The organism is Pacificibacter marinus, assembly GCF_018860505.1.
GTDB classification, from domain to species: domain Bacteria; phylum Pseudomonadota; class Alphaproteobacteria; order Rhodobacterales; family Rhodobacteraceae; genus Celeribacter; species Celeribacter marinus_B.
Genome location: NZ_JAHKPU010000030.1, coordinates 61,987 through 76,218, shown reverse-complemented (window position 1 = coordinate 76,218; position 14,232 = coordinate 61,987). Strand labels below are relative to the sequence as shown.

Below are 14,232 nucleotides of genomic sequence, written 5' to 3'. Positions count from 1 at the left end.
CCTACCTCTTCCCCCGCCGTCCAGCATTCCCACCACGCATTCCGCCACGGCCTCCGGTTGATCTTCCCGAAGCCGTTTTGGCATCTACAACAGCCTTCTCAACATCGGCTTGTTTTGCCAGCGGGTCATCGGCCACGGCAAGCTCCACCGCTTCCAGACGTTTCACTTCGTCGCGTAGGCGGGCGGCTTCTTCAAACTCTAGGTTTTCAGCGGCTTTGCGCATGTCGGTGCGCAGGCCTTCTAGAACTGTCGCCAGATTGCCCCCTGCAAGCGGCGCGTCGATGGTGGCGGTGACGCGGTTCATGTCGACGTCGCCTTTGTAAAGGCCCGCCAAAATATCTTCGACGTTCTTTTTCACCGTCATCGGCGTGATGCCGTGCTCTTCATTGTAAGCCATCTGTTTGGCGCGGCGGCGTTCGGTTTCGCCCATGGCGCGCTCCATCGAACCGGTGATTTTATCAGCGTACAAAATCACGCGGCCTTCGGCATTGCGGGCAGCACGGCCGATGGTTTGGATCAACGAGGTTTCAGAGCGCAGGAAGCCTTCTTTATCGGCATCCAAAATCGCCACCAATCCACATTCGGGAATGTCCAAACCCTCGCGCAATAGGTTGATCCCGATCAGCACATCGAAAGCGCCCAAGCGAAGGTCACGCAAAATCTCGATCCGCTCAATTGTGTCAATTTCCGAATGCATATAGCGCACCCGAACGCCCTGTTCGTGCAGGTATTCCGTGAGGTCTTCGGACATGCGTTTGGTCAATGTGGTCACCAAAACGCGGCTGTCATTGGCGGCTTGCTTGCGCACTTCGTCCAGAAGATCATCAACCTGCGTGTCCACAGGACGGATTTCCACCACGGGGTCCAAAAGGCCCGTCGGGCGAATGATTTGTTCGGTGAACACGCCACCCGTCAGTTCCAGTTCCCAATCTTTGGGCGTGGCAGATACAAAGACCGATTGCGGGCGCATCGCGTCCCATTCCTCAAATTTCAAAGGCCGGTTGTCCATGCAAGAGGGCAGGCGGAAGCCATGCTCGGCCAGTGTGGTTTTGCGCCTAAAGTCACCTTTATACATGCCGCCGATTTGCGGCACAGAGACATGGGATTCATCGGCAAAGACAATCGCCCGATCAGGGATGAATTCGAACAGTGTGGGGGGCGGCTCGCCAGGTGCGCGGCCTGTGAGGTAGCGAGAATAGTTTTCAATACCGTTGCAGACCCCCGTGGCCTCAAGCATCTCAAGGTCAAAGTTGGTGCGTTGCTCAAGGCGCTGCGCTTCTAGCAATTTGCCTTCGTTGTTGAATTGGTCCAGCCGCATCTTGAGCTCTTTCTTGATGCTCACGATGGCTTGTTTGATGGTCTTTTGCGGTGTCACATAATGCGAGTTGGCATAGACGCGCACCTGTTTGAACGTGTCTGTTTTTTCGCCTGTGAGCGGATCAAATTCGGTGATGCTTTCCAGCTCTTCGCCAAAGAACGACAGTTTCCAAGCGCGATCATCCAAGTGGGCGGGCCAAATTTCAAGACTGTCGCCACGCACACGGAATGTACCGCGTTGAAATCCGTGATCGTTGCGTTTGTATTGCTGCGCGATCAAATCCGCTATGACTTGGCGCTGGTCGTATTCGCCGCCCACGCTTAAATCTTGCGTCATCGCGCCGTAGGTTTCCGCAGACCCGATACCATAAATACATGACACAGAGGCCACGATGATCACATCATCGCGTTCCAACAAAGCCCGCGTGGCCGAGTGGCGCATGCGGTCAATCTGCTCATTGATTTGGCTTTCTTTCTCGATGAACGTGTCAGAGCGCGCGACATAGGCTTCGGGCTGATAGTAGTCGTAGTAGGACACGAAATATTCGACGGCATTCTCTGGGAAAAAGCCTTTGAATTCGCCGTAAAGCTGGGCGGCCAGCGTTTTGTTGGGGGCTAATATGATGGCGGGGCGTTGGGTTTCCTCGATGACTTTCGCCATGGTGAAGGTTTTACCCGTGCCTGTCGCACCCAAAAGCACCTGATCGTGTTCGCCGGCGTTGATCGCCGCAGAGATTTCCTTGATCGCCGCAGGTTGGTCGCCTGCGGGTTCGAAATTGGAATGCATGATGAATCGTTTGCCGCCCTCAAGTTTGGGGCGCGCGGCGATATCTGGGGCAGGGTTGGACAAAACCGCATTGTCGTCGAGGGTGCGCTTGTCATTGTGGGCGTAGGCCATGCGGGAAAGTCCTTTAGAGGTTGCCTTATACTTGCGCTCCGGCGGCAAAGGTTCAAGGCTATGACTGACAAGAATTGTCAGTAAGGCGTGTCGAGGTGCAAAGAAACTGTGCGGTGCAGGTGCTCGCTGCCAAATTTTATCACAGTGATGCAGGTTGTCGGGTCATATAAGTTGTCTCTGGTGGAAGGGGCGATATTGGCTGAAATTACAAAATTGGTTGAAATTACAAATATACTTTAGGCGGATTTTTTTAATTTTTATGCAACCTATGCGATATTTTATCTTGCAGAGAAATGAGTCGCATCTTAGCTTGATCTTGCAAGCAGCAAATAGACTGCCTGAGCTTGAATGTAGCCCTATCCCTCGCTTCGTAGTCAAGGTCGGGCAGTCGCCCTTGCTCCATTGGGTTTTGTCATGCCCAGTTTGGCCCGCATATCGTATGAGTTGAGGGTTTATCGCGTTGCCACATGCGTGGTTTGACTTGAAATGCATCGCGGAAACAGTGATAACCTGATACAACACATGAAGGAGTCTCCCATGCGCGCCCGTATTTATCAGCCAGCCCGCAATGCAATGCAGTCCGGTCAAGCCAAGACCAAAGACTGGGTTTTGGATTTTGCGCCTGCCAGTGCGCGCAATATTGATCCGCTGATGGGGTGGACCTCTAGCACAGATACACAAAACCAAGTGCGTATGAAGTTTGACAGCAAAGAGGCCGCGATTGCCTATGCTGAAGATAAAGGTATGGCCTTTACTGTGTCTGAGCCTCAAAAGCGCGCTCATAAAATCCGCAAAGGTGGCTACGGCGAAAATTTCGCAACGGCACGCCGCACGGTTTGGACGCATTAAAACTGGTCGACCTGACGTCAAAGGCTCTTTGCTTTCAAAGGGCCTTTTTTGTTGTTGAAATCGTGCAGGCATAGAGGCGTTTATGTACAGCTTACACGTCTGCATGCCTCTGTGCCTTCGATGAGTAGTATATTGTTGCGATTTTGACTTGATAATCCGCCGCCACTCACGCAAAAACACCCCCAGTGGTCCCTTAGCTCAACTGGATAGAGCAGCTGCCTTCTAAGCAGCAGGTTTGAGGTTCGAGTCCTCAAGGGATCGCCAGTTTTTCATTTGTTGTAGATGTCGTTCGACATCGAAAGACCGACTTTTCGACAAAAGTTGGTTTTTATGGAAACGGACCGTTGAACTTGATGCATTGGTAGTGATTAAGCAAAATCTAGATTGATGGTATTGCCGTAGATGTAGCATATCTCAGCCGGTTGCAGCTGTCAGATGCATGCAGTTTTCCCGGATTTGACAGGTTTCCTATTGATGCCTCTGCTTTCTAATCGGTTGGAACGTGCGAAACTACGACAGCCTGTCCACCAGCATCTAAAATTGCCTTGAGTTCTTCGACGCGGCTTTTAGGCGTTGCGATGGCAAGAAGGCGTTCAGCGCGGGATGCAGCTACATAGATTTTGCGCGCTTCCTCGATCTCCTTTTGCCCAGCGTTTGTGCCGGACAGGACATCGATAATCTTCCCGGCGGTTTGCGGCGACAAGACAACGCACACGGCGGGAAATTCCAAACCTTTCACATCGTGGATGGAGCGGGCGGGCAGGTCAGTGACTTGAACCGTCGACAGGAGTGCGCCAAGATTGGAGTTTGTCTTTAATCGCGTGCCAATCGAGGCGGAACCAACGAGATCCTTGTCAAGAAGATTCCGGGCGCGGGTCAGCCACTGTTCAGCTGCTTCTGCAGGATTTGGATGAAGCTCTTGCCCAATCGAAATGATCTCCGGCCGCCAACCTCCATCTTCAATCTCGGGCTTAGCAAGATACGTGCCATAGTCTCCAGCAGTCGCGATCAGGCCCCGAACCATTAATACCGCACGATGAAGGCTGCCGAGCGCATGGCGCGGGTTGCCGGCCGCGAAGGCGCTATGGAAGCCCATGACAGCCTGTGCCAACAACAGCGTCTTATTATTTCTAGGGTCAACAGTGCGACGACCTGCACCATTACTGGCGCTCGACCAAGTAGCGGCGAGGATTCGCAACTCCTTTCGATCGAGATTGAGCTTGTCGGTTAACGCCAGAAAGGCAGGTCCAATATGGGGTGATACGGCCTGTCCGCCATAAGAAAGCAAATGAACAGGCGTCGCCTCGCTCTTGTAGCGACCTACCGCTCGGTCGAACTCTCCCCGAGTCGTCGGAGGGCGTAACTGGCTGATTGCTGAACAGATTGCCGGCGATGCGCGAAAGTTGCCGCTCATTGGTAGGTGATCGGCTTTGTCGAACTTGGCGGAAAATGCCTCCAGCTCATTGGTCGCACCGCCGCGAAAACCATATATTCCTTGATTGGGATCACAGATTATCTTGACGGTTAGACCTGATCGGCGAAGCCAGTCGATAATGTCCAAATCCGCTGGATTGCAATCCTGTGCCTCGTCGACCACGAGCTCCTTAAATCGCCCTGTGAGCGCTGTGGCGGCGCGATCAGCGAAAATTTTGTCCACCAATCGTCCTTTAACAATTGCCCGCACATCCTCAAAATCTAAGAGCCCCTTCTCAAGGGATCGGGCAATCATGTTGCGTGCAACTTCTTCCCATGCGCCAGGGCCATTTTTCGGTTCGAATTTAAATTTATCGGCTTTGTTTTTGATTAGCGCACCTGTCTGGCGGTCAAAACATTCCAGCGTCAGCTCTCGGGCAGCATCGTATGGCGGTTTGACGACCCAATCCTTTTTGTCAGGAATAAGCTGAGGTGGCTCCGGACACCCGTCGATACCAAATGGCCCGATGAGAAATTGCCAGAGGAAGCCGTCAAAGGTTCCGATATAATTCGGGAATATTGGGGCTGGTAGAGCGCCGAACTTTGCCAGTCGCATTTTCATTTCGTCGACGGCAGCATTTGTGAACGACAAAAACGCCACGCTTCGTAAATCAGATGTGTCAGCGCGCATGACCCTCGCTCGTTCAACCATTGTCCTCGTTTTTCCAGCACCTGGGCAAGCGCGCACGAATGCATGGCCCTCATGTTCGATGATCGCTATCTGCTCAGGCGTCGGATCGTAGGCCAATGTTGTCATTCGACCACCGCCAAAATCGCGCGATTAATGTAAGTAGGAACGGTAAAGGGATAGTGGGGGTCCTTAGAGGCGATTAGATCCGCCAGGACATGGGCAAACTCACCCTTGCGTGTAGTATCGAAGACCTTCGCAAGCTCCTTGGCGCGATCGTCCCCTTGCAGTTTGACCATAGCGTCCCACTTCTTCTCAGAACGCGTATGAAGAGTAAGGAACGCCTCGCGGAGAATTTCTGCGTTACCCACATCCAACAACTCCGCTTCCAAAGTGTAGGTTGACGATATTGCTGCAATGCAATCGGAGGCACCATTTTTCGCTGCAAGTTTGTCTACCGCAGCCTTACGTAGCTCGCCTGGCAATAGCGAGGAATTTGCTTTGTCTTCGGTGACCTCAGTCTCAATGATATTTTTCTGGCCTTTACCCTTGTCGCCGTCAGTCATGACAACCACTCGATCAGCGATCCGCGCGCCGTTCATAGGTGTCGTCAGCAAATTAACGTATGGTAGAAAATCGACGCCATCGATCGGAAAAAAAACGGTCGAACGGAATTTTTGCAATTTGTCGGGATCATCCTTTAGCGTGTGATGCTTGGCAATGACCGGAAGGAGCAGCGCTTCGGCGATGCCTTCAACGAGCAGCACTCGACCGCCAAACAGAAGCGCTGACTTGGTGACATCCAGATAGCGATCAATCTTCCGACGATCCTTTTCGACAAGAATAATCCCTGCGAGCGGAATGCAACGTGTCGAACGCCGCTCTGCCAACGCTATCGGGGACGGAGAAAGAGCCTCGATCATCGGTGCTTCCGATATGTCGGCCTCTTCATCCGAATATGTTTCCATTATTCCTCCGTCTAAATCTTCCGGCATTGGAACATTCTGAGACTTTTTTCCCTCTGATGTTTCGACCGTCGATAGCCCCGCTTTGACTGACTTAAACACCACGAGATGCTTGCTACCAACCCAAGCCGCAAGATTCGGGGAGTGACTGGCGACAATTATTTGCACCTGACCAGCTGGTCCCTGCTTTGGCTTATTCTTCCGAGACTTTGCAGCCTGTTCACTCAGGAAGGACAGAACAGCAGCCTGCAGCTGCGGATGCAAATGCGCCTCCGGCTCCTCGACCAAGAACAGGGTCAAGTCCGATCGATGGGCTTTCTCCAGCTCTACCGCGATCGTCGCCATGAAGAGGAGGTTGGCGTAACCGTGTCCCGAGTAACGAAGATCTTCCGGAAGAATACCATGATCCGCAAGCTTGAAACGAAGATCACGGGCAATTTCGGCCAGATTCCCTTGCGAAGCAAAACCGAGGGAGGCCGCTTGTGGACGGACACCGCCTGTGAGCGCTGACAAGCCTTGCGAGACAGCTTCATCAACCTTGTCGAGGACTGGATGCGAAGTGGGGCGTGCAAGTTTCTCTTCGAGGTCGGCTGCACCTAGATCATCGACAAAGTGCTTGAGCAGCATCATGACGCGGGTTGGGTTGCCAGAGGCCAAGGCCCGTTTTGCGTCACGAAGCGGCGGTAGATACACGTGCTTGATCATGTCGTGGCATCCGGGTTCTGGCGAGTTACCGAACTTTCCAGCCCAGAGGCTAGGACGATCTCCGATCGTTCCGCTGAACCGCAGCCCAAACTTTGCTTCAGTCATGCTGGTATCGGTTGCCGCTGTTATCAAACGCCCTTGTTGCCCGGCGTCTAGGCCAGTGAAAAGGGTCTCCAGTTCGAACCCTTCGTTAGGGCTTTGGAAGCGCACGTCTGTCGGTTCGCAATAAATCTCGCGACGTCCCCCAAGTGGCTGGGTCAAAAGGCGTATCGCATCAATCGCATTGCTTTTGCCACCGTTATTCTCTCCGACGAAAATCGTTAGATCTTCTTGAAGCCCAACTTCCCCAGTGTCAAAAGACCGGAAATTCTTTAGAAAGACTTTCTTTAGGTGCATTTAATTCCCCGTAAATTCTATTTTTTCGTAATTTTCTCGAGCTCACAACCTCCAAGAGAATTGATTATATTTCGTGTAGTATCGGTGGCGTATCGCAGACTTTCATTGCAATTTCGACGACATGGCGATGATGCGTCAGGTAAATCGCCTGCCCCTTCCGACCAATATCCTCCATGATGCGGCAAGCCGCGCTGGTCCTCTCTTCGTCGAATGTCTCAAAGATATCGTCACAGAAAAACGGCAAACAGGTGCCTTGCGTGACCAGCTGCTCGTGGGCAGCCGCGCGCAACGCAAGATAGAGCTGGAACCTAGTGCCTTTGGACATATCCGCCGCACGCTTTGTTGCGCCATCTCTATCAACGGCGAGTAAGATTTCCTCAGACCCATCAGGCAAGGTTGTTAGTTTCGGATAAGCGCCCTGCGTGAGCGACGCAAAACACCGCTCGGTTGCTGTCATCATTCCGTTTCGGTGACTGTCACGATACCGCCGGATGGCCTCAGAGGCCAACTGATGGCCCAGAGACAGTTCCAGATGTTCGAGGGCTGCCTCCTCCAACTGTAATTCAAGCGTGGTTTTACGTTCGGTCAAGGTTGCGATGTCTGCATCGCCTGTCACCTGTGCAAGCCCTTGCTCCGCTGTCACACGTGCTTCGGTCGCGCTGGTGAGACCGTTTTCAGCGGTTGCAAGATCAAATTTGACGGTTTCCCCGGCAGCTTCGAGGTTGATAATCGTCAAATCCTCCAACACCTCACGAGCTGCATTCATATCCGCAACACCCAGCTCTGATGATATCCTATGCTCCAGCTTGTTGATTTCGGCGCGGTCCGTGATCACTTGCTGCGCTTGCCCTGCCGCGCTGCGCATAGCGTCGATGCTATCCACCGGAGTGCTTTCCGGGAAGATCGCGGCAATGGATGCAACTTCTTGCACGATGCCGGCCAGCATTTTTTCATTGGAATTTAGGCTGGCTTGGGCGGCCTCAATGGATTGGGTCACCTCAGCATGTTTTTCACGGGCTGCTTGTGCTGCGCTCGACAGTCTGCGCAAGGCCTCAAAGCATGTGGCTGCTGGCTCTTTCGGCGTCACCTCATGGGTCGCCGCCAGTGTTACAACCTCTGCTGCGAAGCGACGTTGATCCGATTGCATGGTTGCGACACGCTGTGCCGCAGAGGCGCGCCTTTCCTCCTGTTCGCGCAGGTTGCGCAGAGGTTCGAGCGAGGCCATCATTGTGTGCGATGCGATGGAACCTCCCAGCAAATCCTGTATCAAGTCTTGCCATACGCCATTAGCCTGAGCTTTGGCCTGCATCGCGGCCTGATGTTTGCCCTGGCGCTCGGCAAGGTCGTTTTCTGCATGTTTGAAGGCCTCATGCACTTTGGTCCGCTGAGCCGATCTTTCGCGTTCCTCCTTTGCCAACATGCGCGCGGCGGCAATGGCATCCTCGAAATCTGGGTCTTCGAGAGGCAACCGCGGTTTTAGCATATCCAACAGCTTTTGCGCCCGATCCAAAACCGGTTGATGGGTCTCTTGCAGGGCGATTAGCGTTTCTGCTGCATCGGTTGCGTTGGTATGGCGTTCGACCCAGTCCAGCCACTCACTCGGCGTGATGGGCTTTGGAAGGCCTACTCCGGACGCCGCGGCGTCCACGCTGTTCTCAAGTTTGACAAGATCGTCGCGGAGCGCGTTCAAACGGGTATCGGCCTGGTCGGCGCGGGCCTGTGCCTCTGCCCGAGCCTGCTCAACCTGGCGCAACTGGCCCAGATCTCTGGCGCGGGCAACGCGGGATTTCAGTGCGTCATCAAATGCGTGCATGGCTGAGGCGAAAGTCTTTGCTGTATCGCCAGTCAACTTGACCTCATGCACTTGCCAGAGGCTGTCCCGTTCCATTTGCAAGGCGTCTGTCGTCGCATCGGAAACGAGAGTGCCGCTGATGGTCAGCGCTTTAGCCTGTGCTGCGCGCGCCGCCAGCTCCGCCCGATGCTCCGCCTTTGACTCAGCTGTTTTGATTATTTGATGTCGCAGGTCCGCATGCTGCTCCGCCCAGTCCCGCGCTTTGATCACGCTGGAGGGGCAGGTTGGCAGGCTGTCAAACACAACAGACCCCACGGCCAGCCCACGCAGATGCGCACGGGCGCTTTGTGCTGCTGTGGTCAGCGCTTGCCGGGCCGAGGCCAAGGCTGGGGCCAAGAGGTCGACATCAAAACGCGACAGGATTTCACCTACATTCGGCGTCTCAGCCCCTTTTACCGAAAGAACATCGTAATCACCTTGCGCCGCGTTTAGGCGATCAGTCAAAGCCGCGACCTCTTCGCCTTCTGCGACCGCGCTATCACCTGCTTTGCGCAGATCATCCCGTGCAGTTTCAAGACGCATGATATCCACGGGGGATAAAACAAGGGATTTAAAGTCTGTTTTAGGCGGAACACCCAGATCGCGTGCAGCGAAAGACATGGCTTCTTCGGCCTTGCGTTGTTGATCTTCTCGGCGCGACAAATCCATATCTGCCGCACTATCACGGATGCGCAATTCTTCCAAAGCATCCAGTTTGCCGCCGAGACTTTCCTGTTTCGGGTCAAGCGTGATGCCATCGCGTGCCGATGACAGTTTGTCGATTTCACCCGTTAGACGTTCTACTTCCAGACGCGTTGTCGCATCGTCGATGCGCAATTGAACAAGTCGTTCCGGATCGAAATCCAGCCGCGTCGGATAATCCGCAAAAGGAGCGATTTGGGCTTCGAGGCCGTTTACTTCAACCATCATCGGAATCGCCCGTTTCTGCGCGTCAACTTCGGAAGCTTTCATCAACAGGGCATCACGGGCTGCGCGAGCCATACGCTCTGCCGCCTGCGCTTCTGACAGCACCTTTCTCAGGGACCGCCAAGCGCTAGCCGAGATATCCCGCTCGCGGATAGTTTTCTCTACATCGGCAAGATCGCGTTTCAGCTCCGCAATGCGGGTTTTGCTCGCCCGTTTCTTCCATATCCCGTCTGACTGTTCACGGACACCATCCAAAACCGTGCTCAGATCCGCGACACCTGCCGCTGCAGAAAATAGCAATCGTCCGATATCACCCTTCGCTTGTGCGATTTCTTCGCCCCCGCGTTCGATCGTATCATCATCAAGACATAGGAGTTGGCGATAATCATCTTCGGTCAAGCCCGCTAAATGGGCGGACAGCGCAGTCTCCGGCAGGGCTGTGCCATTTGCATCCACCAAGGCCCCGCTTCGCTTTGGAAGGCGCGTAAAATCACGCAACTGCCCGTCGATGTTTAGCTTGGCTGAGACTTGCAGGTTGTTGCGCTGATGTTTGAATGCAAACGCTTCCCTGTTCGGAAATCCGTAGAAAAGCCGTAATACCGCTTCCATTGTTGTGGTCTTGCCCGCTTCGTTTGGACCATAAATAATATGAAAATCAGGCCTGTCGCTCAACGTTCCAAAGTCGAACTTTCGGTCATTGAAATGACCGAACCGGTCAAGGGAAAGCTCTTTAATCCGCATCAGGTTTCCACCCCCTTCATCCGTGCAAGAACGCGGTAAGCCCCCGATTTCGCCAAGCGGTGTGACAGAGCGTCTGCAGCAACCTCATCCGGCATAAGCCGGGCACGCACGCCTACCGGCAAGTCTTGGAGTAAGGTGTCAATCTCAGCCCGTGCGACAGAGGTAAAACCTCTCTCAGTGACGATATCCAACATGGTCGCCGCCAGCTCGTCCGTCGCACTGGCCGTGGCGGTTTCGACTACAGGCGCCGCTAGATCGAACACAAGTTTATCTATCCAAAGGTCCCCGGCCATCTGCGCGAGGTCATTGATCTGTTCCTGCCAGACATCTCTGTCGCGCAGGATTTGCCAATAACGTGGTGGGCGGCCAGTAAGAGTCAGACGTAAGACGGCAGTCGGAGCAGTGTTCTGTGTTTGAACCTCCGCCAGATGATTCCGCAAGATGCTACGCAACGTATCGTCACTGTCTGCCCCTGTTACGTCCAGCAACGTCTGGGTAAATTCCACGACCGAGGTAGGCACTTCTTCAACCGTGATTTCACCATTCTCAATCGTCAGCAAACTGGCAGATTTAGGACCTGCTTCCCCGATATCACGGCCTTGCGGCATACCAGGCATCACGATCCATGGCGCTTTTGAATGGACTTGCCGTTTATGGACGTGACCTAGCGCCCAATAATCGAAACCCATACCAACCATATCAGCGACGCTACAGGGGGCGTATACATCATGCCCTGAGGTTCCGGCGAGCGAACTGTGCATCATGGCAATGTTGACGGCACCTGACACAGGTTTAGGAAATCTCGGAAGAAGACTCTCCGGAGCATGTCGATCTGCAAAGCTGACGCCATGTATCCAAACATCCTCCGATAGTTGCACGTTGCCGCCGCCAGCATCGAACACTTTGACATTGTCAGGCAGGTCAATCGCCCCTGTGATGGGGTTTTCGGCATCATGGTTGCCCTTGATGTAGAAAACACGGATTTTCGCATCTCTGAGCCGACCCAATTGGCCTGTCAAAAAGGCAGCTGTGCGGGCACTGCGCTGCTTGCCATCAAAAAGATCTCCTGCAATCAGGAAAGCTAGCACTTGCTCCGAGATGGCAAAATCGATCAGACGCGAGAAGGTCGCTCGCGTGGCCGCTTCCACTGTTTCGCGTAACGCCTCATTCTTGAGCGCGAGGGAGCTTAATGGAGAATCTAAATGAATATCAGCGGTGTGTAATAAACGGATCAATGGAATTCCTCTAAGTGAGAGACTTGCATTCGCGGGACCGAAGCTCAAGACATAGGTCTAAGTTCATGGTGAATTCCCTCCTAACTGCTTCTGATTTCTTATCTCAAAAATCGAGAATAGAAGCGGTCTACATATAAGAATTAGGTGAGGGTTCTCCACGTTGTTCGTCGGCAAAGCAAAATCAGAAGTGGACTTAACTCAAAGAGTAGCATGAAACCAACCAGATTACATCATAGCTAAGCCGCAAACTGTCCGAATTAGTGGGACTACTGCATCCATACGCAGAGAACTTTAGAAAACGTCAGACATCTTTGAACAATGGCGAGATCGTATGGCGCGACCAGATTGCTCCAAATTTTTTACCATTAAATGCGAACTGTGGGACACCAATAGCTTTTAAGCGTCTGAAGATCGTATTTCGGTGTAACCCCAGTTCAGCCTGAAGCGTATTCAATGTCACGAAGTTTCGATGGAAAGTGGCAATATTGTCCTCGGTCAACCGGAGCTGAGAACACTGGCTGCGGGGGTTATGAACTCGAATTGACGGGCTGTGCCCTTCTTCAAGGAACGCCCTGAATAGTCCTCTGTCCCTTAAACCTATTGACCGCGCAAAAGCATACGCCGAAATGGTGTCGCGAAGAGATGTTGTATACTCGCCTGACATCTCAAGCATCAACCTGCGGCTGCTGCCCGCATCGCTCTTGTGAATCCAAATTCCGTGATAGCCAGGAATATTGTTCTTGAGCCTGACTTGGATATTTTTAGATCGGATTTCTGAAATAATCATGCCGACAGTCTTACCGGTTCGTTTGCTGGACTGTTGGATACTCTCCCAGTGTAAATCATCCATAACTTCACCAATTGCAAAAGACTGAAGTTCCTCAATCAGCGCGCATCCATCTGACAAACGCCAAGGCGATTTGACCGTTGACACTTGGGTCCGGGGGGCAAGGACACCGTCCCGTTCAAGTGTAGTGAACTCTGCTCTGGTTGCGCCCATGGACGTTTGCATCTCAATTGGACCTACCAATGTCGGAATTTCTTCTAGAAGAGTAGCATACCGCCCGGCGTCGAAAGTCTTTTTACTTGGCGCCCGTCGGTCGTCGTCCTCAAAAGCACCTGCTTCTGTTAGGAACTGATTTATAACTTTGAAGCCTACCCCAGTTTCTTTCGCAGCTGTATGCAGGGAATGCAGTAGGCGTTCTGGAACGAGTTCTCCAAGCACAATTTCGCCGCGACTAATCGGCCAGTTCGCGAGGATGCAATCACGCAAGCACTTACGAAATATCGCAAAAGTATCTTCTTCCAGATAATCTTGGCTTAGTTTTACGAACAGCTGACCAAAGACCTTTCTCTGCCCATCCTGAACTCCAGTTGCTCGTTCTACAAGGGCATCTAGCGCAGCACGAATTTGTGGTGTTCCTTGTCTTGCGATCTCGAATCCTTCCGCTTGGGCAGTCCGTAGATTGCGTGCGTTATTTGAAATATCGGCTATTGTTAAGTCCAGCATGGCCGCACCCAGGAGCCGGCAAAATGTTGACGCTGCATAAAGGGAATGGTCCACCAACCATGTAGAATCCCGACCGTCCTCTAGTCGCCCATCCAGCCATATGTCATATGGCGAAGCTTTCTCTTTCGGTCGGTCAAACCCACCTTTTAAAATTTCGTCTAAGATTTCCATCAGGCGTGCGCCGATGTCGTCCCGGTCCGTGACCTTGTCAGCCCGCCAGAGGGGCACTAGAGGATGTTCGTGTTTGACACAAATAACCACCTCCCGCAGCAACCAATCGCCCCGCATTGCCATCGCTTCGAGAGGGCTTATCCCATAGGTTTGAACATCTTCCCTAAGGCAGACAGGACAACCTCGGATTACTGGATTTCTCAAGGCCCGCGAGACAAAGATCTCTCCGCGAAACCGCATCCGGATGTTACCGACGCCTTCACCGGTCCACGACAGAAGTTCGTTCAAATCTGAGTTGGAAAGATTGCCCCACTGGCAAAGCAGGGACAACGCCTCCTCGTCAAGGTTCAGAATTCGTTTGAAGGACCCGCCCATGTCATAGGCAAAGTCTTTCGCACTTGCTCTTTTTGACGCTGATAGCCGTGATAGAAAGGATATAAGAGTTTCACGGGGTTTGGGTCGAGGAGATTTATAAATATGATCAGTCATTAGCTACTTCGATACAAATTCAATTTAGGAGGATGCGAGACGATTCAGTGAAAGATCATTATTGTTGAAAGGTTAGCCTTTGTTATCGTAGTCAAAG

At 52.9% G+C, this 14,232-nt stretch carries 7 protein-coding genes and 1 tRNA gene; 2 read left to right on the top strand and 6 right to left on the bottom strand.

Annotation, left to right across the window (positions count from 1 at the left end):
• Position 1: 1 nt before the first annotated feature.
• Positions 2 to 2,215, bottom strand: a complete 2,214-nt coding sequence (gene uvrB / locus KO503_RS10555) for an excinuclease ABC subunit UvrB (RefSeq protein ID WP_215991523.1) — start codon at positions 2,213 to 2,215, stop codon at positions 2 to 4.
• Positions 2,216 to 2,752: 537 nt separating this feature from the next.
• On the opposite strand from uvrB, the gene KO503_RS10550 reads away from it, so the two are divergent.
• Both KO503_RS10550 and KO503_RS10545 read left to right on the top strand, forming a co-directional pair.
• On the top strand, positions 2,753 to 3,064 hold the full coding sequence (locus tag KO503_RS10550) for an ETC complex I subunit (RefSeq protein WP_215991522.1): 312 nt from the start codon (positions 2,753 to 2,755) through the stop codon (positions 3,062 to 3,064).
• Positions 3,065 to 3,251: 187 nt separating this feature from the next.
• Positions 3,252 to 3,328, top strand: a tRNA-Arg gene (locus KO503_RS10545).
• A 223-nt stretch (positions 3,329 to 3,551) separates the two neighbouring features.
• On the opposite strand, the gene KO503_RS10540 is transcribed toward KO503_RS10545, so the two are convergent.
• From KO503_RS10540 to KO503_RS10520, 5 genes are all read right to left on the bottom strand, one after another.
• Entirely contained in the window at positions 3,552 to 5,294 is a 1,743-nt protein-coding gene (locus tag KO503_RS10540) for a UvrD-helicase domain-containing protein (protein WP_215991521.1), read from the bottom strand.
• On the bottom strand, positions 5,291 to 7,231 hold the full coding sequence (locus KO503_RS10535; protein ID WP_215991520.1) for an ATP-dependent nuclease: 1,941 nt from the start codon (positions 7,229 to 7,231) through the stop codon (positions 5,291 to 5,293). The genes KO503_RS10540 and KO503_RS10535 overlap by 4 nt, the downstream gene beginning before the upstream one ends.
• Before the next feature lie 64 nt (positions 7,232 to 7,295).
• The gene (locus KO503_RS10530; RefSeq protein WP_215991519.1) at positions 7,296 to 10,730 is read right to left on the bottom strand and encodes a YhaN family protein; all 3,435 of its coding nucleotides are present in this window, start codon (positions 10,728 to 10,730) and stop codon (positions 7,296 to 7,298) included.
• On the bottom strand, positions 10,730 to 12,013 hold the full coding sequence (locus KO503_RS10525; protein WP_252731038.1) for a metallophosphoesterase family protein: 1,284 nt from the start codon (positions 12,011 to 12,013) through the stop codon (positions 10,730 to 10,732). Before KO503_RS10525 ends, KO503_RS10530 begins: the two co-directional genes overlap by 1 nt.
• Positions 12,014 to 12,266: 253 nt before the next feature.
• Complete coding sequence (locus KO503_RS10520; RefSeq protein WP_215991518.1) at positions 12,267 to 14,135, bottom strand: TniQ family protein; 1,869 nt, start codon at positions 14,133 to 14,135, stop codon at positions 12,267 to 12,269.
• Positions 14,136 to 14,232 lie beyond the last annotated feature (97 nt).

Excerpts from the sequence above, each read along its gene's own strand:
- KO503_RS10530 (WP_215991519.1), bottom strand. The coding sequence starts at position 10,730 with ATGCGGATTAAAGAGCTTTCCCTTGACCGGTTCGGTCATTTCAATGAC.
- KO503_RS10550 (WP_215991522.1), top strand. The coding sequence starts at position 2,753 with ATGCGCGCCCGTATTTATCAGCCAGCCCGCAATGCAATGCAGTCCGGT.
- KO503_RS10535 (WP_215991520.1), bottom strand. The coding sequence starts at position 7,231 with ATGCACCTAAAGAAAGTCTTTCTAAAGAATTTCCGGTCTTTTGACACT.
- uvrB (WP_215991523.1), bottom strand. The coding sequence starts at position 2,215 with ATGGCCTACGCCCACAATGACAAGCGCACCCTCGACGACAATGCGGTT.
- KO503_RS10540 (WP_215991521.1), bottom strand. The coding sequence starts at position 5,294 with ATGACAACATTGGCCTACGATCCGACGCCTGAGCAGATAGCGATCATC.
- KO503_RS10520 (WP_215991518.1), bottom strand. The coding sequence starts at position 14,135 with ATGACTGATCATATTTATAAATCTCCTCGACCCAAACCCCGTGAAACT.